This window comes from Hymenobacter mellowenesis, assembly GCF_030581005.1.
GTDB classification, from domain to species: domain Bacteria; phylum Bacteroidota; class Bacteroidia; order Cytophagales; family Hymenobacteraceae; genus Hymenobacter; species Hymenobacter mellowenesis.
Window position 1 is genome coordinate 608,733 of the sequence record NZ_JAUQSX010000001.1, and the last position, 22,159, is coordinate 630,891.

Sequence of the window (22,159 nt, forward strand, 5' to 3'; positions counted from 1 at the left end):
ATCCACTTTAGGTACCTAAAGTGGATTATGGGTTTTTATATTCCATCTTTGCGTTATCAATCAAGCCGGGACTATCTCATGGACTTAAAGGAATTTCGGGCGGGCTTCTGGCAGCCGCAGGTGGGCTACAAAAGCTTTCAGCCGCATCCGATTAACCACACGCTTACGTGGGCCGACCCCGAGCTGAATATGCTGCTCGAAGAAGCCACGCTAAAGCTGGGCGAGCTGAATACCTACTCGGAGCTGGCCCCGAGCATCGACCTGTTCATTCAGATGCATGTGGTGAAGGAAGCCACGCAGTCGAGCCGCATCGAGGGCACCAAAACGGCGATGGACGAGGCGCTAATGCGTAAGGAAGACCTGCAACCCGAGCGCCGCGACGACTGGGACGAGGTGCATAACTACATCGAAGCCATGAACGGAGCCATCGCGGAGCTGGAAAAACTGCCGCTCTCGCTGCGCCTGCTGCGCCACACGCATCAGCAGCTGATGCAGGGCGTGCGCGGTCAGCACAAGAACCCCGGCGAGTTTCGCACGAGCCAAAACTGGATTGGCGGCGCGTCGCTGCGCGACGCGGCCTTTGTGCCGCCGCACCACCTGGATGTACAGGCCCTGATGGGCGACCTGGAGGCTTTTCTGCACAACACCGACGCGCGTGTGCCGCACCTCATCAAAATCGCCATCGCGCACTATCAGTTTGAAACCATTCACCCGTTTTTGGATGGTAACGGCCGCCTGGGTCGTCTGCTCATCACGCTCTACCTCGTCAGCAACGGCATTTTGCGCCGGCCGGTGCTTTATCTATCCGACTTTCTGGAAAAGAACAAGCCCCTCTACTACGACAACCTGACGGGCGTGCGGACGCATAACAACTTGAATCAGTGGCTGCGCTTTTTCCTGGTGGCGGTGGCCGAAACCTGCACGCAGGCCCTCACGACGCTCAAGCAGGTGCTGGCGCTTAAGCAGCAGGTAGAGGGCGAGCGCATTCATCCGCTGGGCCGGCGCATTCCGCAGGCGCAGCAGCTGTTGCAGCTGTTTTATCAGCGGCCGGTGCTGTCGGCCCGCGACGTGACGGCCGCCCTCGGCGGCTCGCCCACTTCTACCAATAAGCTGCTTGCCGACCTTGAAAGCCTGGGAATTCTGCGCGAAATGACTGGCTACAAGCGCAACCGGCTGTTCGTATTCAGCGAGTACCTAGCCCTGTTTGAGGGCTAGACCAATTCGAAAAAACCTGGCCTTTTTAGGCTCAAGCGGTTAGCAAATACAACGGTTTTCCGGGTTCGGATGCCCCCAGCGCGCGGCGTACCTTAGCAGAAAAACCGCTTGCTATGCTTACTTCCCGCTTAACGTTTCAGGGCCACGACACCTTTCTGTGCCGCACAAGCTGGCTGAAAAAAGGCTATGACTTTGCGCAAGCCAACGGCGGCTTCAACGACGCCGACGCGGTGGTGCGGCTCGGGGTGGGCAAGAACATGGTCACCGCCATTCGGTACTGGCTGCGGGCCTTTGGGCTGGCCAACGAGAACGACGAACTGCTGCCCGTGGCCCACGAGTTATTGGCCGCCATCGGCGGCCGCGACCCCTACGTGGAAGATGAAGCCACCGTGTGGTATCTGCACTACTTGCTGGTGCGTACCGGCCGCGCCTCGCTCTACCATTTTGTATTCAACGAATTGCGCAAGGAGGGCTTCTCCTTCAACCGGGCGCAGCTACGCCAATTCATCGTGCGCAAGTGCGCCGAGCGTGGCTACGCCATCAACGAAAACACGCTCGATTCGGACCTGACCGTGTTATTGCGCAGCTACGCCCCTTCGGGCAAAAGCGACCGCGCGGGCAAGCTCGACATTGAAGAGGAATCGACGGGCCTGCTGCAAGATCTGGGCCTGCTCACCATCAGCCACGACGACGAGGGCACGGCCCGCTACCACATCGAAAACCTGGAGCGCCCCGAGCTGCCCTGGCCGGTGGTACTACGCGTGATACTGGAGCACCCCGATTGGAGCGACAACATCAGCTTCAACGACCTGGAGGTGGCCCCCGACTCGCCGGGGTTGGTATTCGCGCTCAATTCGGCCGGGCTGTTTACCAAAATTGAGGAGATGATGGCCCGGTATCCGAATGCCATCATCTATTCAAGCACGGCCGGCAACCGCGTGCTGACGCTCAAGCGCGAGCTGCTCGATGTAGCATCCATTATGCAGGAGCACTACGGGCCGCAAATAGCGGCGGCTTACTGATTCGATACCACCCATCTGATTTTCTAGTTTACCTCGTGTTCAGTCCTTCCGTTAATATCGTGCGCGACGCGGCGCAGCCGCTCAACTACCTGCCCACGCCCAACGCGCAGCTCGTGTATAAGCAGCTGGCCAACAACTACCGAACCGGCACGCACTGCTTTAATATCGTCGGCGCCTACGGCACCGGCAAGTCGGCCTTTCTGTGGGCTTTCCATCAAAACCTGACTGGGCAGCACGCCTATTTTACGGCCGACAAAGACCCGCTCGCGAGCCGGCCGGTGCGGTTCGAGCAGTTTGTGGGACAGTACATGTCGTTGCGCGAGGCGTTTGCGCAGCGCTTCGTGGCCGGTGGCGCGGCCGATACGCCCACGGCCGCCATTCTGGCCGGCATTGAGGCGCACTACCGCGCCCACGCGCCGGGCGTGCTCGTGCTGGTCATTGACGAGTTTGGGAAATTTCTGGAATACGCGGCCCGCGAAAATCCCGAGCAGGAGCTGTACTTCATTCAGGAATTGGCCGAGTTTGCCAACGACACCACCAAGGACGTACTGCTGCTCAGCACCGCCCACCAAGATGTGAGCGCTTACGCCGTGGGCCTGAGCCGCCCGCAGCGCCTGGAGTGGGAAAAGGTGAAGGGCCGCCTCAAGGAATTGACCTTCAACGAGCCGGTGGAGCAACTGCTGGCCCTGGCCGCCGAGCAGCTCGCCGCCGCCGGGCAGCCCACTGCCCCCGACCCCGCCACCAACGAGCGCCTGCTCGCGGTCATTGCGCGGGCGCAGGTGTTTCCGCTGCGCGACTACTTCACGGCCGAGATGCAGCGGCGGCTGTGGCCGCTCGACCTGCTGTCGGCCGCCGTACTGGTGCAGGCCCTGCAACGCTATGGTCAAAACGAGCGCTCGCTCTTTACCTTTTTGCGGGCTGGCGACTACCTGGGTCTGGAGCAGAGCGCCGAGGCCGGCACCTACTACAGCGTGAGCCGGGTTTACGACTACCTCAGCTACCACTACTACGCCCTGCTCACCTCGCGCTTCAACCCCAACTTTGCGCAGTGGGCCATTATTCGCGATTCGCTCGACCGGCTCAGCAAGCATTTTGAGACGCAGGTTGACCTCGACGCGGCCCGGCAGTTGGTCAAAACCATTGGCTTGCTGACCATTTTCGCGCCGGCCGGGGCCGAAATCAGCGCCGAGTTTTTAGAAGTGTACGCGCAGACGAGCCTGGGCGTGCCCTCGGTGGCCCCGGCGCTACGGGTGCTGCAAACGCAGCAAATCGTGCGCTTCGTGGCCCACAAAAATAGCTACATCCTGTTTGAGGGCACAGCGCTTGATATTGAGCTGGCCATCGACGAGGCCGGCACGCTCGTGGAGCAGGTTACGGATGTGGCTACGCGGCTGAGCGGCTTCTTCGACTTCCCCTACATTCCGGCCAAACAGGCGTCGTTTGAGGTGGGTACGCCGCGCATCTTTCAGGTGCGCATGACGGACTACGTGCTGCTGGATGAGCCGGAAGGCGAGGTGGACGGATTCATCAACCTCATTTTTTCGGACAGCATCACTGAGGATACGCTGCGGCAGCAGGTAGGCGAGCGGCGCTCGGCCACGCTCTACGGCATCTACCGGCGCTCGGGCGAGATAAAGCGCCTCATCCGGGAGATTGACAAGGTGGCTAAGGTGCGCGAGCAGAATCTGAATGACCGGGTAGCCAAGCGCGAGCTCGACGGCATCCTGGAGCACCAAGAGGCGCTGCTGCGCCACTACGTGCTCGACAGCCTGTACGCGCCCGATGGCAATATTACCTGGTTTTTCAACGGCGAGGCGAACACCGAGTTTACGGGCCGCCGGGCATTCAACCGCTGCCTCTCGGCCATTGCCCGCGAGGTGTATACGGCCACGCCCATCTACCGCAGCGAATTGGTGAACCGCACCAACCTGTCGGTGCCCATCCTCACGGCGCGCAAGAACTACATCCGGGCCTTGTTTGAGAAGTGGCAGTACGCCGAGCTCGATTTTCCGGCCAAAAACTACCCGCCCGAAAAAACCATCTACCTCTCGCTGCTGCGCGAAACCGGGATGCACCGCGTGCTCGGCGGCGAGTACACCCTCACCGCGCCCACCGATGCTACGTTTCTGCCGCTGTGGGAAGCATCGGAGGCATTCTTGCAGCGCTCGCAGGACGGCCACCTCAAGGTGCGCGAGCTGATGGACGACCTCACGGCCAAGCCCTTTAAGCTTAAGCAGGGATTTGTCGATTTTTGGGTGCCCACGTTCCTGTTTATGAAGCGCCACGAGTTTGCGCTCTACGGCGAGCAGGGCCGCTACATTCCCGACCTCACGCCCGACGTGGTGGACTTGTTCACCAAAAACCCGTCGCTGTACACCATCAAGGCGTTTTCGCTGCTGCCCGAAAAGCTGGCCCTGTTCAACGAGTACCGCGAGCTATTGCAGCTCGCGCCCGCCGAGCAGATGTCGAACGTGAGCTTTATTGAGTCCATCAAGCCGTTCCTGTCCTTTTACAAGCAGCTACCGGCCTACGCCAAGAAAACGAGTAAGCTCTCGGCCACCACGCAGCGGCTGCGCGAAACCATTGCCACGGCCAAAGACCCCGAAGCGGCCTTTTTCGAGCAATTTCCGGGCGCGCTGGGCTTCAACCGACTGGAGCTACAGCGCGACGCGGCCATGCGCGAGCGCTACGTGAGCACCCTGCAAGATGCCATTGCCCGGCTGCGGCAGGCCTACCCCACGCTGTTGCAGCGCCTCGAAGAGTTTATTGCCCGCGAGGTGGCCGCCACCGAGCCCGATTTTGCGCAGTACAAGCGGCAGTTGCAGTACCGGTTTCGGAGCCTGAGCCCGGCGCAGCTGCCGGAAGGGCTGCGACAGTTTCAACAGCGCCTGATGTCGCGGCTCGATGACCGGGATGCTTGGTTAAACTCGATGGCCAATGCCCTGTTGAGCAAAAGCCTGACCTATTTCACCGATGCCGACGAAACGCGGTTTCAGGAGAAGTTTCAGCAGTCGGTGCATGAGCTGGATAACTTCTGCGACCCGACCACGGCGGCCATCAACCCCAGCACCGAAGAATTTTATCAGGTGCGCGTGGCGCAGTTTGGACAGCCCGGAATGGTGCGGAATATTCGGGCTCCCAAATCGGCGCGCAAGCAGACGCAGGCGTTGGAAAAGGAATTGCGCCAGCTTTTAGCTACCAATAAAGAGCAGAGCAAGCGCGTGCTGGGTACCTTACTGGCCGAAAACCTGATGCCATGAGTACGACTATTCGCCACGTCCTGGGCATCTCGGGCGGCAAAGACAGCGCCGCGCTGGCCATCTACCTGCGCCACCGTCACCCCGAGCTGGAAATGGATTACTATTTCTGCGACACGGGTAAGGAGCTACCGGAAACCTATACCCTCATCAGCAACCTCGAAAACTACCTGGGGCAGAAGATAACCCACCTCGATGCAGTGACGGGCAGCCCCGAAGACTCGTTCGACCACTTCGTGCAGGTGTACGGCGGCTACCTGCCCTCGTCGAGCGCCCGGTGGTGCACCAAGAAGCTGAAGCTCGAGCCGTTTGAGCGCTACGTGGGTACCGACCCGGTGGTATCCTACGTGGGCATCCGGGGCGATGAGGACCGCGAGGGCTATATCTCGCGCAAGCCCAACATTCAGTCCATCTTCCCGTTTCGGCGCAACATGTGGAGCGAAGACGTGGTGCAGCGGGTGTTGCAGCCCGACGCCCTGCCCCGCCTGCGCGGCCTCTACGCCGAGCTGAGCGAGCCGGCCGCCCGCGCCCGCCTGCTCGCCCTCGCCGAAGCGCCCGTGAGCCGCAGCTTTACGCGCCCGCAGAAGCTGAATGCCCTGCTCGCGGCCGACGTGAAGCTGTTCAACCAAGTGGTGTTTCAGCTGCTGCGCGACACGGCCTACCCACTCGCGCAGGCCCCCGATTTTGCCCTGCTCGACAACGATGAGAACCTGATTCGGGAAGACATTTTTCGGCTGCTGCGCGAAAGCGGGGTGGGCGTGCCGGCCTACTACGAGAAGCGCACCTTTGAGGTAGATGGCCAAACGGGCGAGTACGCCCGCAGCCGCTCGGGCTGCTACTTTTGCTTCTTCCAGCAAAAAATAGAATGGGTGTGGCTCTACGAGCAGCACCCCGAAAAATTTGCCCAAGCAATGGCCTACGAAAAAGACGGCTACACCTGGATGGAAGAATCGCTAACCGAACTGATTAAGCCCGAGCGTATCCGGCAAATCAAGCTGGACGCACTAAAGAAGCAGCGCAAAACGACTACTGCCGCTAGCCCCTTCCTACTCGATACGCTGGATGATGAGGAAGGTATTGGCTGCGCGTCGTGCTTTATTTAAGCCCGCTAACGCCTTCTTTTGATGGAATTACCCGCCAGCCCCCGTCTGAGCGTCGCCGACTTGTCGGCCGTTTTTGCCAGCACCACCAACTCCTATAAATTTTACTGGTTTCTGGCCATTCTGGATGAGCTGGCTGAAACGGGGCAGCCGCGCATTGCGCTGCGCAGCCTGGCGCTGCGCATGGTGGCCAACGTGTGGTATCCGCTTGATTACTATAAGCTGTCGTTTGGCGTGGATGATGGCTTTAAGCTGATTGCCGACTTTGTGTCGGCGCACATGCAAGTAGACAACCGGCCCACCGCCCGGCCTTTGTTCGAGCAGCTGCAAGCAGGGCTGGGGGGCGACGCGCTGGCGACGGTGGGGCAGAAGGTGATAGGCTTGCTGCGCTACGTGCCCAGCCGATTCATCCGGCCATTTCTCAAAGCCGAGCTGAGTGGCGTGCCCGAAGCGAAGGTTGACAAACGCATTGCCGAGCTATCGCAGTTCAGCTCCGCCGCGCCCTACCGACTGGGGCGCGAGGCCATCGAACTGCATCCCGAGTGGCTGGCCTATTTGCAGGAGCACCAGGGTATTTTGCGCGCCTTTACGCAGTGGCATTTGCTGCGCTTTCTGCAAAAGAATAACCCCAACGTGATTGGGCTCTCCGAAAAGCTGCGCCGCCCCACCGCTGCCGACCGCAACCTGAAAACCGCTACCGGCTACTGGGGCAGCTTCCTGGCCGCCACGCCCGATTTTCGGTGCATCTATTCGGGGCAGCCGCTCACGACGGCCACGCTGAGCATCGACCATTTTTTGCCGTGGTCTTACGTGGCCCACAACCAGCTTTGGAATCTGATTCCAACCTCCAAAACGGTCAATTCGGCCAAGAATAACGCGCTGCCCGATTTGGAGCGCTACCTGGGGCCATTCGTGCAGTGGCAAAGCGCGGCGTTTCAGTTTCACGCCGGGCAGGGGCACTATCGGCTGCTCGAAGAATACCACCTGCTTTTTGCGCAAAGCGTGAAGGACATCCAGCAGCAGCCGGCCGCCTGGTTTGAGGAGCGGCTAAGCCAGCAGATTCAGCCCCAGCACCAAACGGCGCGCAACATGGGCTTTGCCCACCCTTTTCGCTACGGCGGGGGGTAGCGCAACTTGCGGTAACGCGCTGTTTATTTGGGCATGAATCCGCAGAACCCGCACAGCTACCTCACCGCCAAAGAGCGCGACGCCCCCTCGCTGCCCGTGCGGATGCTGCATGGGCGCGGCCTGCTGCGCGGCGCGGTGCTGGACTATGGCTGCGGCTACGGGCGCGACGTGGAGTATCTGCGCAGCCGGGGTCTCGACGTGCAGGGCTACGACCCGCATTATTTCCCGGAAAGCCCGGCCCGGAAGTTTGATACCATCGTGTGCTTCTACGTGCTCAACGTGCTTTTTGCCGACGAGCAAACGGCCGTGCTCATGGATGTGGCGCGGCTGCTCAAGCCCGGCGGGCGGGCCTACTTCGCGGTGCGGCGCGACATCGCGCAGGACGGCTTCCGACAGCACTACGTGCATAAAAAGCCCGTGTACCAGTGCGCCGTAACGCTGCCCTTTGCGTCGATTTTCCGCAACGAGAATACCGAGTTTTACGAGTATCAGCACTACACGCAGGTAGCGCACCCGGCCAGCGCCTGCCCGTTTTGCGCGCCCCGCCCCACGCTGCGCCTGCTCTCCGAAACTGCCCGTAGCTACGCCGTACTCGACGGCTATCCGGTCAGCAAGGGCCACGCCCTCATTTTGCCGAAGGCCCACGTCGCCAATTTTTTCGACCTGCCCCTGGCCGACCAGCAGGACTGCTGGCGGCTAGCCGGCCAGGCCCAGCGGATGCTTACCAACCGCTACGCCCCGGCCGGCTTCACGGTGGGCCTCAACATCGGGGCGGCGGCCGGGCAGCGCATGGGCCACGCCAGCCTGCACGTCATTCCGCGCTACGCGGGCGACGTGCGCCACCCCGCCGGTGGCATTCGCAACATTCTCAAGCGCTGAGCTGCCCGCCGGGCCGGCACTACCTTGGCGCCCCAAGCCTCAACCATGCTTTTTTACGTTTACGGTAAAAGGGCCGCGGCGAATTTCCGTCGGCGGCCCTTTTTGCTGGCCGTAATTTGCCGGATTGATGGTTTCCTCCGGGCCCGGCCGACTGTCGGCCGCAGGCATGCTTTTTTGAATTTATTCTACTATATTCAGAAAACCTTATTTAAATACCATCTGCTAAACTTTTCGTAGCCCACTACTTTTCTCTCTCTTTCCCCTCCCATGCTGGCGCCTCCCGAACCGTTTCACTACCTACTCGAAGGCAGCCAACACGCCTCCTTTATCTACAATGTGAGCACCGGCCGGCTGCTGTACGTGAGCGCGGCCTACGAAACACTGTTCCCCGGCCACCGGCGCGAAAACGCCCCCGCCGACCTCCCGCTTCTCCTGAGCTACCTGCCCGCCGAGGACCAGGCCTACGCCCGCAAATGCTTCGCCGACCTGGCCGACGGCCAGCTCCACGACGACTTGCTGCTGCGCGTGCAGCCCCGCCCCGATACGCCTCTGCGCTGGCTGTGCGTGCGGGCCCACCGCTCGGCCACGGCCGACGGCCAAGTGCTGCTGTCCGGCACCGTGGACGACGTGACCGTGGACCAGGAGTACATCCGCAACGCCGATAAGTACATGGCCAAGAAGAACACCACGCTGGAAATTCTGTCGCACGACCTGGCCGGGCCCTTCAACATGCTCCAGCAGCTGGCCGAGTACATCGGCGAGAAAACCCAGCCGCTGAACGACCCGCAGGTGCAGAAAATGCTGGGCCTGATGCGCGACACCTGCCGCGACAGCGTGAACCTCATCCGCGACTTCGTGGACGGCGAGTTCATGGACTCGGCCAGCGTGGAGCTGAAGCGCACGCGCGTGGACCTGGTGCTGGCCCTGCGCCAGGTGGTGGAAACCTACCAGCAGGGCGAGCGCCTGGTGGCCAAGCACTTCCATTTCGAACCCGCGCAGGCCACGCTGTTTGTCGAAATCGACAATAACAAGTTCCTGCAGGTTATCAACAACCTGATGTCCAACGCCATCAAGTTCACCCGCGAGGGCGGCCGCATCACGGTGCGCGTGGAACAGCAACCCCAGCACGTGCTCGTGACCGTGGCCGACGACGGCATCGGCATTCCGCCCGCGCTGCTGCCCGTGCTCTTCGACCGCTTTACTAAGGCACGTCGCCCGGGCTTGCGCGGCGAGAAAACCACCGGCCTCGGCATGCACATCATCCAAACCATTGTGCGCCTGCACCACGGCCGCATCTGGGTTGAAAGCACTGAGCAACACGGCACTACTTTTTATATTCAGCTTCCCTCTCCCACCGCTTCGCTGGCCGAATAGCCCGCTGCCCGTTTTTATTCCGGGTCCGTCTCGGGTGCCAGCTGGGCGCGCACGGCCAGAATCTGGTCCCGGTCGATGGGCTTGCGAATGAGGCCGGCCACGAGGCCGCTGGCCTGGCCCCGGGCCGCGTCGGCGTAGGCCAGCGACGAGGTGAGAATGTAGATGTGGCAGCGCCCGCGCAGCCGGGCCTGCAGCGGCTGCAGCGCTTCGAGCAGCTCCCAGCCGTCCATGCCGGGCATGTTCAGGTCGAGAAAGATGACGCGGGGCAGCTCTTCGATGGGAGCTTTCCGCAGAAACGCCAGGGCTTCGGCCCCGCTGCCAAACGCGGCAATATCGTCGGAGAAATCTTCGCGCCGAAGCAGGCGTTCGGTCAGAAAAAGGGCGATTTCATCGTCGTCGATGAGCAGGGTGTGCATGGGAGAAGGTGCAGAAGGAAAGGCCGGCCGGGCCGGATTGTAGCGGAGTAGAGAGGGCAGGCATCGGGGCCGCTCCGGGCCCATTCGGATGCCAATTAAGCCACTGTCGCCCCAACGCCGGGCGTTGCGGCGTCAGGCCCGGGCCGGCAGGAGGCGTTAAGCGCTACCTTCGGCCGGCTAGTTTGCTTCCTCTCATTCTGTTCCTGCGCGGCCATGGCTCCCGGCGAAACTTCCCTGCTCACCTTCCGCCTGCACGGCACCATCGGGGCCGCCACCGGCCGCGAGCTGCAGGCCGCGCGGCGCGCGGCCCAGACCGCCGGCACCGACCATCGCCGTGCCGAGAAGCAGTTTTTTGCCCGGTTCGATGCCGTGCTCGACCGCGCTGCCGTCGGGCCGGCTTATTTCGAAAACGAGCAGATGGCCGAGGTGCTGGCCGGCGAAATCATGATGCTGGAAGAAACCGGCTCTGTGGTGCACGGCTTTGCCGTATTGCCCAACCACGCCCATCTGGTGCTGCACCTGCCGGCGGGCAGTGGTCTGTCTTTCGCAAAGGCCGTCGACCTGCTGCACCTGCGCACCGGTACCGCCTGCCGCCGCCTGGTGCGCCCCAAGCTGCCGCCCGAAGCCGAGTTCTGGCAGGTGGGCTGGCTCGAATACGCCGTGCAGGACGAGGACGAGCTCACGCGCCTGCTGGCCTACGTGCGCGGCAACGCCCGCGCTGCCGGGCTGCCCGGCCGATTTCAGGAGTGGCCTTATGTGAATGAGGAGGTTAGCGGCTGAACCAACGAAATCCTTTAGAACGTCATGTTGAGTAGAACGTCATGACATTCTCTCGTCATGACGTTCTAAAGATTTCCCAAACGGCGTTAACCCCAATCCCTTCCGCCGGCCAGCGCGTACCTCCGGCCACTTATGCGCCTGCTGTTCCTTGTGCTTCTATCGTGGCTGCCCCGGTTGGCGGATGCCGCCCCCGCGCCGGCCGATACGCTGCGCCCGCTGAGCCCCGTTCGGCTGCTGCGCTATACCTACGCCAACGACCTGTTTTTCCGCACCGACTATTATTTCACGCAGGGCATGACGCTCACACTGGTGCACCCAGCCCTGGCCCGGCTGCCGGTGCGGCACCTGCTGGCGGCTGGCCCAGCGGGCAGCACGCAGCAGCACGGCCTCACCCTGCGCTACGATGGATTTACGCCCCTGCGCATTCAGGACGCGTTTATTCGCGTCGGTGACCGGCCGTATGCGGCGTATTTGTACGGGTCGTTTTTCCGAATCAGTACCCAGCCCGTCCGGCGCCAGCGCCTGACCACGGCGCTGGAAATCGGCTTCATTGGTCCGGCCGCGGGCGGAAAGGAATTGCAAACGGCCATCCACCGCGTCACGGGCAACGCAGAGCCGCGCGGCTGGGACTTCCAGGTTCGCAACGCGCCCATCATCGGCTACCGTGTGGTGTTTGAGAAGCAGGTGTGGGCCATAGGCCGCAACGCCGAATGGCTGGCCGACGCGGAGGCGTCGTTGGGCACGCTCTACACCTATGGCAGCACGGGACTGCGGCTGCGTGCCGGGCAGTTCCGGCCTTCCTTCGCCACCTCAAATCCGCTCGACCGCTCGCCGCGCTGGCAGCTTTATGGCGAAGCCCTCTTAGCTGGCCGGCTTATTGGCTACGATGCCACGCTGCAGGGCACGCTCTTCGCCAACAACGACCCGTACACGCTGGCCGCCAGCGCAGTGCGTCGGGCCGTTTTGCGCAGCTCCGGCGGTGTGGTACTTAGCCACGGCGAGCTCAGCTTTAGTGCCACAGCCACCTGGGTGGCGCCGGAATTCGAGGGGAGCCGCTCGCACCGCTGGGGGCAGCTGGGCGTAGCGGTAGCGTTTTGATGGGATATAAAAAAGCACGTCATGCAGAGCGCAGCGAAGCATCTCGCGTGCTTCAAGTAATTACATAATACACGTACACAGTACACGCGAGATGCTTCGCTGCGCTCTGCATGACGTTTTTTCCCGCCTCCACCTGCTCCTCCCCTACTTAGCCCGGTGGATAATGAGCACGCCGCCCAGAATGACGACCATGCCCACGAAGTGCCAGATGTTGAACGCCTCGCCATCGAGCGCGCCCAGCGCCAATGCCACAATGGGAATGAGGTAGGTGCTTGATGAGGCAAACAGGGCCGTGGATTGCTGAATGAGCTTGTTGAACAACACCATGGCTACGGCCGTGCTCATGGTGGCCAGCAGGGCGATGTAGCCGAAGGCCGTCCAGGCGCCGGGCGTAGTGCTAAGCTTGTGCACGAAATCAGTAGCCAGCAGCAGGAAAGCCAGCGCCGGTCCGCCAATGAGCATGAGCAGCACGGAGGTGACGGCCACCGGCGTGAGGCCGCTCAACCGATACTTTATCACGTTCACACTCAGGCCGTAGCCGATGGTGGCAGCCAGAATGTAGAGGCCGTACCATGCGTTGCCCTCGCCGGCGGGCGTCGCGTCGCCGCCGCTGCCGCCCAGCTGTAGCATCACCACCGTGCCCGCCAAGCCCAGCCCGATGCCCAGCACCCGAGCCCCCGTGAGCCGCTGCCCAAACAGCAGCGCCCCCACCAGCAGCACAAACACCGCCGTGAGGGCATTGAGCACGCCTGCCAGCCCTGAGGCCAGCTTGGTTTCGGCATACGCAAAAAGAAACGCCGGAATGAGCGTACCCACCACCCCGCTCAATGCCAGCCACTTGAAGCGGCTGCGTTCCACGCTGCCCACGTGCCGCAACGCAAACGGCAGCAGCAGCAACGCCGCCACGCTCACCCGAATGGCGCCCAGCTCCAGCGCCGAAAACACCACCAGCCCCTTCTTCATCAGGATAAAAGACGTGCCCCAGATGCAGGCCAGAATGATGAGCAGCGCCCAGGCCACGGGCGTGGTGGCGGCCGGCGCGGCCGGGGCCAGTGCCTCAGTAGCTTCGAGGGAAGCCGATTCGTCGGCTGCGCCCGTGGGGCGCGCGTTGGGTGCTAAATCGGCAGTGGGTGGGAATTTAGGATGCATGCCGCAAAGGTACGCGGGCCCTTCGCGGGCCCTTCGCGGGGCCTGGTGCCCACCGGGGCGGGGTGGTAGCGGCCAGGTTGGCGTTAGCGATAATAGTCGAACTGCCAGCGCTTAAGCCACGGCCCGGCCAGCGCGTACGGCACCCCGAGCGAGCTGCTCCAGACGTCCATTTTCGCTTGCTCAAGCAACTACCTGCGCTGGTTGAACCGATACCGGGTGATGCCTGCTCGAAATGCGAACCCCGCAGGAGCGAGTCAACACGCGGGACCAGGTTCAGCCTCTTTTCCAGCCCCGCACGGCTTTCAACTGAAACCTCCGGGCATGAAAGGCGCCGCCGCGACTGAAGGCGGCGCGTAGCACACTATCCCGGAAGCCACAATCAAAAGCTGACCAAATTAAGCTGAGCATCGCCACAAGAAAATGCGGCCAGGCAACGGTTTACGCTCGCGGCTACGAGTGGCAGGTATGCCCGCGGCAGCTTATTGGTTTGACGTCGAACCTCGGGTTTGGTATGCATGTTTCATACTTGCCGATTCCTGCCGTAATTTTGCAGCCCGGTTTCGTACCGATTTACTCTATGTCGCATCCGTTCAAGGCCGTCAGCCTCTCCTTTAAGAAAGCCCCGCTTGCCATCCGCGAGCTGCTTTCGCTGGACGAGGCCGCTTGCCGCCGCTTCCTGAATACGCTGCACAATGAGCTGGCCCTCACCGACCTGCTTGTACTGAGCACCTGCAACCGCACCGAGGTGTACTACGCCGCCGAGGACGACCGCAGCCGCGAAATCATCCTCGCGCTGGGCAGCCTCAAAGGCCGCGCCGACATCGGCCAGTTCCTCCCCTACTTCGACCTGCTGCCCACCGCCGACGCGGCCGTGCAACACCTTTTCGAAGTCGCCATGGGCCTCGACGCCCAAGTGGTGGGCGACCTGCAAATCAGCAACCAAGTGAAAACGGCCTACCAGTGGTCGGCCGATGCCGACGCCGCCGGCCCTTTCCTGCACCGCCTGCTGCACACGGTTTTCTTCACCAACAAGCGCGTGCAAACCGAAACCAGCTTCCGCGACGGCGCTGCGTCGATAAGCTACGCCGCCCTGGAGCTGGTGGAAGAGCTGACCGCCGACGTGGCCAACCCCAAGGTATTGGTGGTGGGCCTGGGCGAAATCGGGGCTGATGTATGCCGCCATCTGGCCGCCAGCAAGGCCTTTGGTGAAGTCACCCTCTGCAACCGCACCCGCGCCAAGGCCGAAGAGCTGGCCGCCGAGTGCAACATGCGCATCGTGGAGTTTGAAAACCTCGTGCCCGCCCTCAAGGAAGCTGACGTCATCATTTCCTCCATCAACCGCGCCGAGCCGTTCTTTACCAAAGAGCTGGTGCAGCACCTCGACGTGCTCAGCTTCAAGTTCTTCATCGACCTGAGTGTGCCCCGCAGCATTGCCGCCGATGTGGAGCAGGTGCCCGGCGTGCTGGTGTATAACATCGACGCCATTCAGAGCAAGGCATCAGCCGCGCTGCAAACCCGCCTGGCGGCCGTGCCGCAGGTGCGCGCCATCATCGGCGAAAGCATTGCCGGCCTCAACGATTGGGCCAAGGAAATGATGGTGTCGCCCCTCATCCAGAAAATGAAGGCCAGCCTGGAGCAGTTGCGCCAGGAAGAGCTGGACCGCTTCCAGAAAAAAGCCACCCCCGCCGAAAGCAAGCTTCTCGACGACGCCACCCGCTCGCTGATGCAGAAGATTCTCAAGCAGCATGTGCTCCAGCTCAAAGCCGCCTGCCGCCGCGACGACGGCGGCCAGCTGGTGGAGCTGCTGGGCGAACTATTCGACCTGGAGAAGACGAGCGAAGCCGTTTAAGCTCCGAGTCTAAACCCGTATTCAAATGCCCTGACCTTCCAAAGTCAGGGCATTTCTTTTTCAGTCGTATTGCGGGGCGGCTTTGCGGGCACCTTGAGTTTGTAAACAACCTTTTGGGACACAAAGACCCAAAAAAGCCGGAGGCCTACCGCAAATGCGGTAGGCCTCCGGCTTGTAACCGCTTCGGCGCGCGGGGGAAATTTGTAGTTCCATAGGGCTGCCTTTGGCTAATGCTTCTGAAAGATGATAAAAAACTACTGTTTTCTGCTATTGCTGCTGGCCCTGTTGCTGCCTGCCGCCTGGCAGCCTGCCCGGGCTCAAACAGAAACCGCACAGCAGGCCACCGAGCTGGCCCTGCGCACCCAGGCCCAATGGGCCGGCACCACCGTGGCCCCGGCCGAACTGCGCATTACCAAGGCCTACGTGGAGCCTTCGGGGCTGCTGTATGCCTACGCCCAGCAGCTGCGCGCCGGTATTCCGGTGTATAACCAGGTGGTGACGTTGGTTTTCAAGGATGGCAAGCTGCGCCACCACGCCGGGCGCTTCTTGCCGGCAGTGGTGTTTGATAAGCTTTCGGCCACGCCCAAGGTGACGGCGGCGGCGGCCGTGGCCGCGGCGGTAGCCACGCTGCCCGACGCCAGCGGCGAGCGGCCCACGCCCCAGGGCAGCCCCAGCGGCCCCGACCAGCAGCAGAGCTTCGCCTCGGGCGGGGTGGCGCGTCGGCCCCTGGTGGTGCGGCTGGTGTGGGCGATGAGCCAAGGGCAGCCCCACCTGGCTTGGAACGTGAACGTGGACGTGCGCGCTTCGGCCGACTGGTTTAACATCCGAGTGGATGCCCTCACTGGCCAGGTGCTGGAGAAGGACAATTGGACGGTGCACGAAGCGGCGGCGCGGCCGGCCGCCCGGACCGGCGCGGCCGTTCAGCCGCAACGCCTTGTTCAGCCGATGGCCCGGCAGCGCCCCGCCGGCCCGCAACGCACCCAGGCCGTGACGCCGGCCCGCTACAACGTGGTGCCCTACCCGCGCGAAAACCCGACCGTGGGCACCCTGCGCATGGAGAGCAACCCCTGGCAGAAGGCGGGCATCGGCAACGCGGCCACCACCCACGGCTGGCACTTCGACGGCACCACCAACTACACCGATACGCGCGGCAACAACGTGTGGGCCTACGACGACAGCCTCAACCAGGACAAGCCGGGCCGCTTCGCGCCGGGTACCAGCGCGGGCGGCAACCTGACTTTCGGGCTGGCCCCGGACTTTACCAAAGTGCCGACCACCAGCCAGAACCGCATCGCCGGCACCGTGAACCTGTTTTACTGGAACAACATCCTCCACGACGTGCTGTACCAGTACGGCCTGACGGAAGCCACCGGCAACTTCCAGACCGATAACCTGGGCCGGGGCGGCGTGGGCAGCGACTACGTGCTGGCCGAAGCCCAGGACGGCAGCGGCACCGACAACGCAAACTTCAGCACCCCGCCCGATGGCATCAACGGGCACATGCAGATGTACCTGTGGGCCGCGCCGCCGCCGCCTCTCACCATCAAAGTGGATGCGCCGGCCAGCGTGGCGGGTTCCTACAACGCTGTGGAGGCCGCGGTGAGCGCCAACAACAGCCTCGCCACCCTGGGGCCGATTTCGGGTTCAGTAGCATTTTATCCCGGGGCTACCTCGCTGGCCACCAGCCTGGCCTGCGCGGCGGCGACGGGCACCCCGCTGGCGGGCAAAATCGCCTTTATTCAGCTGGGCTCGTGCGGGAGCGTTACCTCGGTTGCTAAAATTAAAAATGCGCAGACGGCCGGGGCCATTGCAGTCATTATGGTCAGCAGCAGCAGCTACGTGCCTTACCAGCTAACCGGTTCCGACAACACCATCACCATTCCGGCTGTGATGGTGTCGAGAGCCGATGGCGCGTTGCTGGCTGGCCAAGTGGCCAACGACTTGCGGGTGACGCTGCCCAAAGCCACCGGCACGCAGGGGCCTAAGATTGACTGCGCCTACGACAACGGCATCGTGGCCCACGAGTTTGGCCACGGCGTGAGCAACCGCCTCACCGGCGGCGGCACCAACACTAGCTGCCTCTACAATGCCGAAGAGGCCGGCGAGGGCTGGAGCGACTACATCGCCCTGATGATGACCACCGACTGGACCTCGGTCCAAATCACCGACGGCCCCCTGCGGCGGGGCGAGGGCGGCTACGTGGCGGGCCTGGGAGCCAACGGAGGCACCATCCGGCGATACCCCTACAGCACCGACATGAGCGTGAACCCGCTCACCTACGCCAACATGGCCACCAGCCCGGAGGTGCACGACATCGGCGAAATCTGGGCCGTCACGCTCTGGGACATGACCTGGAACATCATCCAGCAGCAAAACCGCATCGAGCCCAACCTCTACAACGGCACCAGCACCGGCGGCAACGCCGTGGCCCTGCAGCTGGTGATGCAGGGCCTGAAGCTGCAGCCCTGCCAGCCTGGCTTCCTCGACAGCCGCGACGCCATTCTGGCGGCCGACTCGCTGCTGTATAACGGGCGCTACCACTGCGCCATCTGGGGGGCTTTTGCCCGGCGTGGCATGGGCTACAGCGCCCGCGAGGGCTCTTCGAACAGCGCCACCGACCAAACCCCGGCCTACGACCTGCCCGCCGTGACGCTGCGCCGAAACACCACGCCCGTGGTCGGCAGCCAGTTCGACATTACCCTGGCGGCCACCTGCGAGTGCCCCACGTCGCAGAGCACCTACACCATTTCCAATCAGCTGCCGGCCGATTTGCAGTACCTCGGCAGCTCGGGCGGCACCCTGGGGGCCAACAACACAGTCAGCTTTGCCAACCAGACCTTCACGGCCGGTCAGCAGCGCATTTACCGCATTCAGGCCCAAACGGCTACTGGCAAGGGCTGCGCCGTAGCCCTGCCCGTGAACGACGACCGCGACGCCAACCAAACCGGCCTGACGGCCGCCGTGGTGAGCGGCAGCGGCGGTTGGACTACTTCCACCGCGGCCGAGGCCCACGCCGGTGCAGCCGCCTGGAAAGCCCCGGGCCTGACCCTCAACCAGAACTACACGCTCACTTCGGCAGCCTTCACGCCGGGGCCGGAAACGATACTCTCGTTTTACCACTATGACCACCTGCTGTACTACGACACCAACCGGGCGCTCGACGGTGGCTTGGTCGGCATCTCGACCGATAACGGCGCGACCTGGCAGGACGCGGGCGCGTATTTCGTGCAGGGCGGCTACAACATGGTGTTCATGAACAGCAACGCCAACGTGCCGCGCCCCAACGTGGCCTGCTTCGGCGGCGCCGACGCGGGCCCTTCGGCCGAATTGTACCGCCCCTCGGTCATCGACTTGTCGTCGTTTAGCGGGCGCAGCATTCTCATCCGGTTTCAGTTGCTGACGGGCAAACGGTATCGGGGCGTCGACTACGGCTATACCGGCTGGTACCTCGACGACATCAAGGTGATGAGCGGCTGCGGCGGCCCGCAGCAAGTGAAGCTGCTCGACGCCAGCAACGCCGTGGCCGACAGCTACAATCAGCCCACTTTCCTGCTGGCGCCCGCGCCGCCCAGCATCGCCAGCTTCAGCCCCAACCCCGGCACCGCCGGCCAGGCCGTGACCGTGACGGGCACCAACCTGTTCAACATCTCGGGCCTGACGGTGAACGGCGTGGCCGTGCCCGCCGCGGCCATCCTCAATAACACCTCGACCTCGGCCACGTTCCGGGTGCCGCTCACGGCGGCTTCCAGCGGCACCACCACCCTCATTACCCCGCTGGGCACGGCCAATTCCACCGCCCTGGCCGTGGTGGCGGCCACGCCGCCGGGCAACGCCCTGGCCTTCGACGGCACCGACGACTACGTGAGTTTGCCGCTGCTGGTGAGCAACGATTTCACCATCGAAACGTGGGTGAATACCACCCAGACCGGCGGCACCGGCACCAGCTGGTGGCAGGGCGTGGGCCTGGTGGATGGCGAAGTGGGCGGCGCCACCAACGACCTGGGCCTGACGCTGCTGGGCAGCAAGGCCGCCTTCGGCCTGGGCAACGCCGGCAGCGCCGACTACACCATCATTTCCAGCACCAACATCAACGACGGGCGCTGGCACCACCTGGCCGCCACGCGCCAGGGCGCTACCCTGCAGCTGTACGTAGATGGCGTGCTCGATGCCTCGGGTACGGGAGCTGGCACGGGCGCGCGCAATTCGCCCACGCTGCGGCTGGGCGCCATCCAGAGCGGGGCGGGCGGCTACTTCAGCGGACGCCTCGACGAGTTGCGCTTCTACAGCACGGTGCTCACGGCGGCGAATATTCGGGCTGATATGCAAAGCACCGCCAGCGCCGCACCGGCCAGCCTGACGGCCTATTTCAACTTCGACCAAGGCACGCCTGGCGGCACCAACACCGGCCAGAACATTCTCTTCGACCAAACGGCCAGCGCCTACGCCGGCACCGTGACTAATGCCGACCTCACCGGCACCGCCTCGAACTGGGTGGAAAGCTACGCGCTGGTGATGCCCACGGCCACGGCCGCCACGGGCCTGGGAAGCACGGGCTTCACGGCCAACTGGACGGCCCCGGCGGTGGGCTCGGCTGGCAGCTACCTGCTTGATGTGGCCACCAATAGCGCCTTCACGGCGATGGTCAGCGGGTCGCCCTTCGCCGTGGCGGGCGGCACGCTAAGCAAGGCGCTCACTGGCCTAAGCCCCAACACGGCGTACTACTACCGGTTGCGGGCCGAAAAAACCAGCCTGGTGCCCCAGGGCCAGGGCACGCCGTCGAATGCCATTACGGTGACTACCCGTTGCGCCGTGACGGCGGTGGCACAGAACGTGAGCGCCACGCTGGGGGCGGCCGGCACGGCCACCGTCACGGCCGCGCAGCTCAACAACGGCAGCAGCAGCTCGTGCACGTCGCTGACGGTAGGCGTCCAGAGAATCATGACCGCCGTGGTGACGGAAGGGGGCACCCTGACCCTGACGGCCCCGACGGGGCAGGTGTTCACGGCCGTTACGTTTGCCAGCTACGGCACGCCCACCCGCAACGCCAACGGCACCTACACCGCCAGCAGCTGCCACGCGCCCGTCAGTCAGTCGGTGATGGAGTCGATTTTGCTAAATAAAAACTCGGGCAGCATCGTGGCCAACAACTTTAATTTCAGCCCGGACCCTTGCGGTGGCGTTCCGAAGCGACTGGTGGTGCAGGCCGTATATGGCGCGCCACAATCGCAGCTCAGCTACACGTGCACCGACACCGGCGACAACTTGGTGTTGTTCACCGCAACGGCGGGCACGGGTGTAGGCACAGCCGTAGCCACGGTCACCGTCAGCCCGCCGGCGCAGGCCAACACCACTTGGAACGGCAGCGCCGGCACCGACTGGGCCGACTGCCGCAACTGGGACTACGGCCTGGCCCCCAGCGCCACCGTCGGCGCGGTGCTGCCGGCGGGGAAAAATAACTACCCCAGCCTGCCCAACGGCACCACCACCACCGTGGCCAGCCTGACCATCGACAACGGCGCCACACTCACCCTGTCCCACCTCGCCACGCTGCAGGTGAACGGCAACTTCGCCAACAACAGCGGCACGACCACCCTCAACGGCACCCTTGTCCTCAGCGGCACTGCGGCCCAAACGCTGGGCAGCAGCACCAGCATTGCCCAGCTGCAAGTGAACAAAGCCAGTGGCAGCGTGACGCTGACCCGCGACCTGCCCATTGGCACGACCTTGACCCTGACCAGCGGCACACTGCTGACCACGACAACTTATAAAGTGGTTTTGGGCAGCGCGGCCACCTTGGCCGAAACCGATGCCAGCTACGTGACGGGCACTGTGTCGGCCACTCGCCCGCTGGCCGCTGGCACTGCCGAAGACTTTGGCGGCCTGGGCCTCACGCTGCTGCCAGCTACCGGCTCCGTGGCTCCCGGCAGCACGCTGGTGGTGCGCACCACCGGAGCGGTGCTGACGGGCGCGGGCACTAGCAAGAGCATTCTGCGGTCGTTCGATATTCGCCCGACCACTAACTCCGGCCTGAACGTGGCCTTGTCCTTCAGCTACTTCGCTCACGAGCTCAACGGCATTCCGGTGGCTAACTTAGCCTTGTTTAAATCCGCCAGCGGCACCACGCCCTGGATTTTGCAGCGCGGCACCACGGCCAGCGGCAGCACCGTAAGCAAAACCGGCATCGCCGACTTTTCGGTCTGGACGCTAGGCAGCTCAACCGCCCCGCTGCCCGTCGAGCTGGCCGAATTCACGGCCGAGCGGCAGGAAGCCGACGGCCTCCTGCGCTGGGCCACGGCCTCGGAGAAAAACAACGCCTACTTCACTGTGGAAAGCAGCCTCGATGGCCAGGCTTTCCAGCAGCTGGGCCGGGTGGCCGGCCACGGCACCAGCAGCCAGCGCCAGACCTACAGCTTCGTGGATAAAAATCTGGCCCGCTACGCGGCCGAACAAGTGTACTACCGCCTGCGGCAGGTAGACCAGGACGGCACCGAAAGCTTCTCGCCGGTGCGCACGCTGCAGGTGCCGCTGCTGGCCGGTTTCGCGGTGCAGGCGGCTCCCAACCCCTCGAAGGGCGCTGTCAGGCTAACCATCCGAACCGGCGAGTCCGGCCCGGCCACGCTGCTACTCACCGATGCGTTGGGCCGGCAGCTGCGCCAGCAGCAGGTAGCCCTGCCCATCGGCACTACCACTCTGCCACTGGACGGCCCCGACTTGGCCACCGGCGTGTACGTGCTGCGCGTGCAGCAAGGCAATCACCAGCAAACCCTGAAGCTGGTGCGCGAATAAGCGACATTCATCACGCAAAAAGCCTCGGCACTGCACAGTGCCGGGGCTTTTTATTGACTTTATATTAGAAAGCTAGTCGATGAGAACAGGACGTATTAGCTACGCC

13 protein-coding genes are annotated in these 22,159 nt (G+C 63.2%); 11 read left to right on the forward strand and 2 right to left on the reverse strand.

The annotated features are described in order from the left end of the window. Window positions 1–78: 78 nt before the first annotated feature. The 7 genes from Q5H92_RS02500 to Q5H92_RS02530 all read left to right on the forward strand — a co-directional run bounded on the left by Q5H92_RS02500 (window position 79) and on the right by Q5H92_RS02530 (window position 9,975). Window positions 79–1,215 carry a Fic family protein gene (locus Q5H92_RS02500; RefSeq protein WP_305009894.1) on the forward strand — a complete coding sequence of 379 codons (1,137 nt, stop codon included), beginning with the start codon at window positions 79–81 and terminating at the stop codon, window positions 1,213–1,215. 113 nt (window positions 1,216–1,328) lie between these two features. After that, complete coding sequence (locus Q5H92_RS02505; RefSeq protein WP_305009895.1) at window positions 1,329–2,237, forward strand: DUF4007 family protein; 909 nt, start codon at window positions 1,329–1,331, stop codon at window positions 2,235–2,237. Between the two features lie 35 nt (window positions 2,238–2,272). Beyond that, window positions 2,273–5,497 (forward strand): hypothetical protein, encoded by a 3,225-nt coding sequence (locus tag Q5H92_RS02510; RefSeq protein WP_305009896.1) that lies wholly within the window; start codon window positions 2,273–2,275, stop codon window positions 5,495–5,497. Next, the gene (locus Q5H92_RS02515) at window positions 5,494–6,597 is read left to right on the forward strand and encodes a phosphoadenosine phosphosulfate reductase family protein (RefSeq protein ID WP_305009897.1); all 1,104 of its coding nucleotides are present in this window, start codon (window positions 5,494–5,496) and stop codon (window positions 6,595–6,597) included. Before Q5H92_RS02510 ends, Q5H92_RS02515 begins: the two co-directional genes overlap by 4 nt. 21 nt (window positions 6,598–6,618) lie before the next feature. Next, window positions 6,619–7,722, forward strand: coding sequence for an HNH endonuclease domain-containing protein (locus Q5H92_RS02520; protein WP_305009899.1), 1,104 nt, complete (start codon window positions 6,619–6,621; stop codon window positions 7,720–7,722). Between the two features lie 33 nt (window positions 7,723–7,755). Next, window positions 7,756–8,601 (forward strand): HIT family protein, encoded by an 846-nt coding sequence (locus Q5H92_RS02525; protein WP_305009900.1) that lies wholly within the window; start codon window positions 7,756–7,758, stop codon window positions 8,599–8,601. Window positions 8,602–8,868: 267 nt separating this feature from the next. Beyond that, the gene (locus Q5H92_RS02530; protein ID WP_305009902.1) at window positions 8,869–9,975 is read left to right on the forward strand and encodes a sensor histidine kinase; all 1,107 of its coding nucleotides are present in this window, start codon (window positions 8,869–8,871) and stop codon (window positions 9,973–9,975) included. A gap of 14 nt (window positions 9,976–9,989) precedes the next feature. Here the strand turns inward: Q5H92_RS02530 and Q5H92_RS02535 are convergent, their stop codons facing one another. After that, window positions 9,990–10,391, reverse strand: coding sequence for a response regulator (locus tag Q5H92_RS02535; protein ID WP_305009903.1), 402 nt, complete (start codon window positions 10,389–10,391; stop codon window positions 9,990–9,992). A gap of 213 nt (window positions 10,392–10,604) precedes the next feature. Between Q5H92_RS02535 and Q5H92_RS02540 the strand changes: the two genes are divergently transcribed. Both Q5H92_RS02540 and Q5H92_RS02545 read left to right on the forward strand, forming a co-directional pair. Continuing rightward, window positions 10,605–11,171 carry a hypothetical protein gene (locus tag Q5H92_RS02540; protein ID WP_305009904.1) on the forward strand — a complete coding sequence of 189 codons (567 nt, stop codon included), beginning with the start codon at window positions 10,605–10,607 and terminating at the stop codon, window positions 11,169–11,171. 132 nt (window positions 11,172–11,303) lie between these two features. Then, window positions 11,304–12,269: a lipid A deacylase LpxR family protein gene (locus Q5H92_RS02545; RefSeq protein WP_305009905.1), complete on the forward strand. Its 966-nt coding sequence runs from the start codon at window positions 11,304–11,306 to the stop codon at window positions 12,267–12,269. A gap of 144 nt (window positions 12,270–12,413) precedes the next feature. Here the strand turns inward: Q5H92_RS02545 and Q5H92_RS02550 are convergent, their stop codons facing one another. Beyond that, the gene (locus tag Q5H92_RS02550) at window positions 12,414–13,418 is read right to left on the reverse strand and encodes a DMT family transporter (protein ID WP_305009906.1); all 1,005 of its coding nucleotides are present in this window, start codon (window positions 13,416–13,418) and stop codon (window positions 12,414–12,416) included. A gap of 577 nt (window positions 13,419–13,995) precedes the next feature. Between Q5H92_RS02550 and hemA the strand changes: the two genes are divergently transcribed. Beyond that, window positions 13,996–15,267 carry a glutamyl-tRNA reductase gene (gene hemA, locus Q5H92_RS02555; protein ID WP_305009907.1) on the forward strand — a complete coding sequence of 424 codons (1,272 nt, stop codon included), beginning with the start codon at window positions 13,996–13,998 and terminating at the stop codon, window positions 15,265–15,267. Window positions 15,268–15,510: 243 nt separating this feature from the next. After that, the gene (locus Q5H92_RS02560; protein ID WP_305009908.1) at window positions 15,511–22,053 is read left to right on the forward strand and encodes a M36 family metallopeptidase; all 6,543 of its coding nucleotides are present in this window, start codon (window positions 15,511–15,513) and stop codon (window positions 22,051–22,053) included. The last annotated feature ends 106 nt before the right edge of the window (window positions 22,054–22,159 follow it).

What these genes read in the sequence shown, in the direction of transcription:
- Q5H92_RS02525 (WP_305009900.1), top strand. Translation starts at nt 7,756, where the DNA reads ATGAATCCGCAGAACCCGCACAGCTACCTCACCGCCAAAGAGCGCGAC.
- Q5H92_RS02535 (WP_305009903.1), bottom strand. Translation starts at nt 10,391, where the DNA reads ATGCACACCCTGCTCATCGACGACGATGAAATCGCCCTTTTTCTGACC.
- Q5H92_RS02515 (WP_305009897.1), top strand. Translation starts at nt 5,494, where the DNA reads ATGAGTACGACTATTCGCCACGTCCTGGGCATCTCGGGCGGCAAAGAC.
- Q5H92_RS02540 (WP_305009904.1), top strand. Translation starts at nt 10,605, where the DNA reads ATGGCTCCCGGCGAAACTTCCCTGCTCACCTTCCGCCTGCACGGCACC.
- hemA (WP_305009907.1), top strand. Translation starts at nt 13,996, where the DNA reads ATGTCGCATCCGTTCAAGGCCGTCAGCCTCTCCTTTAAGAAAGCCCCG.
- Q5H92_RS02545 (WP_305009905.1), top strand. Translation starts at nt 11,304, where the DNA reads ATGCGCCTGCTGTTCCTTGTGCTTCTATCGTGGCTGCCCCGGTTGGCG.
- Q5H92_RS02505 (WP_305009895.1), top strand. Translation starts at nt 1,329, where the DNA reads ATGCTTACTTCCCGCTTAACGTTTCAGGGCCACGACACCTTTCTGTGC.
- Q5H92_RS02560 (WP_305009908.1), top strand. Translation starts at nt 15,511, where the DNA reads ATGATAAAAAACTACTGTTTTCTGCTATTGCTGCTGGCCCTGTTGCTG.
- Q5H92_RS02500 (WP_305009894.1), top strand. Translation starts at nt 79, where the DNA reads ATGGACTTAAAGGAATTTCGGGCGGGCTTCTGGCAGCCGCAGGTGGGC.
- Q5H92_RS02520 (WP_305009899.1), top strand. Translation starts at nt 6,619, where the DNA reads ATGGAATTACCCGCCAGCCCCCGTCTGAGCGTCGCCGACTTGTCGGCC.
- Q5H92_RS02530 (WP_305009902.1), top strand. Translation starts at nt 8,869, where the DNA reads ATGCTGGCGCCTCCCGAACCGTTTCACTACCTACTCGAAGGCAGCCAA.
- Q5H92_RS02550 (WP_305009906.1), bottom strand. Translation starts at nt 13,418, where the DNA reads ATGCATCCTAAATTCCCACCCACTGCCGATTTAGCACCCAACGCGCGC.